The 1,267-nt window shown below is 32.3% G+C and carries 2 protein-coding genes; both read right to left on the bottom strand.

The window, feature by feature from the left end:
- Nucleotides 1-284: 284 nt before the first annotated feature.
- Nucleotides 285-485, bottom strand: coding sequence for a cold-shock protein (locus tag AC3WJF_RS23035; protein WP_057775982.1), 201 nt, complete (start codon nt 483-485; stop codon nt 285-287).
- 307 nt (nt 486-792) lie between these two features.
- Nucleotides 793-1,215, bottom strand: a complete 423-nt coding sequence (locus AC3WJF_RS23030; RefSeq protein ID WP_492456432.1) for a VOC family protein — start codon at nt 1,213-1,215, stop codon at nt 793-795.
- Between the last annotated feature and the right edge of the window lie 52 nt (nt 1,216-1,267).

Genomic DNA, 1,267 nt, shown 5'->3' with positions numbered 1-1,267 from the left:
AAAGCTAGAGCCATTAAGCTAAAAAGATTAGAATTAAATCTTTTCGAAAAACAACAATCTTTGCGAAAACAGCCTTTAATTTAACATAAGATGTGGGTTTGTGAGGTATTTTTGATCAAACTTTATTTTAAAGCTACATTAGGAATCCTTCAAATTATATGTTACAATGTGTTTACCATTTTACTGTTTTCATGTTCCCTACTCATTAGTGAGTGGGGATTTTTGTTTTTTAGAGAATGAAAAAAAGACTCTATAAAAGAGTCTCTCTAAGTTTGGCAATATAATTAAGCTTTATGAACGTTAGCTGCTTGAGCTCCACGTTGACCTTGCTCAACATCAAAAGTCACTTCTTGACCTTCTTCTAATGTTTTGTATCCTTCGCCTTGGATAGCTGAGAAATGAACGAATACATCTTCTCCACCTTCACGTTCGATGAATCCGAAACCTTTTTCGCCATTAAACCATTTTACTTTACCTTTTTCCATGATTGTTGCCTCCTAGTGTGTTAGCACACCAATGTATTACTATCCTTGCTCTCAGTGATCATCAAGACGAAAAGTTATTACTTATACTATCCTTTACACCGAACAAAAATAATTCATTTTATAATAGCATTTTTTAATATTATTTGCAAGTAAACCTAATTCTTTAACTAACCCGCCCTTTACTTCAATAAGAAAAGAACATCCCTTGTTATAGGAATGTACCTGTGACTTTAAGAACAATATTTCACATTTTCACCTACACAATAATTGTTTCCAACAAATAATGTGAGTTCCATATAGGTATAATCTATTTTACTCTTTGAAACATTGGATGATTTTCCTTATATTGAATTAAGTCCCATAGGTTTCCGTATAAATCTTTAAATACCGCAACAATACCATACGATTGTTCTTTTGGTTCTCTAACGAATTCTATTCCTTTTTCCATCATGTCATTATAGTCTCTCCAAAAATCATTTGTTCCAAGGAATAGAAAAACCCGACCACCCGCTTGATTTCCAATAAAGGATACTTGTTCTGGTTTTGAAGCCTTTGCAAGTAATATTGTAGTCCCAGACGAGCCTGGTGGTGATACTACTACCCAACGTTTATCCTGCTCTGGTTGATATGTATCTTCAACTAACTTGAAATGAAGCTTTTTTGTGTAAAATTCAATTGCTTCATCATACTCTTTAACAACTAAAGCAATATGTACAATTGATTGTATCATTTTATTCTCCTTCTTTCTTAGAAAAAATAAATTTCTAAAATCACCTATTAAT

The sequence above is a fragment of the Heyndrickxia sp. FW510-T9 genome (assembly GCF_058781025.1).
The sequence above is the reverse complement of the archived record's forward strand: the minus strand, read 5'-3'. Positions and strand labels throughout refer to the sequence as shown.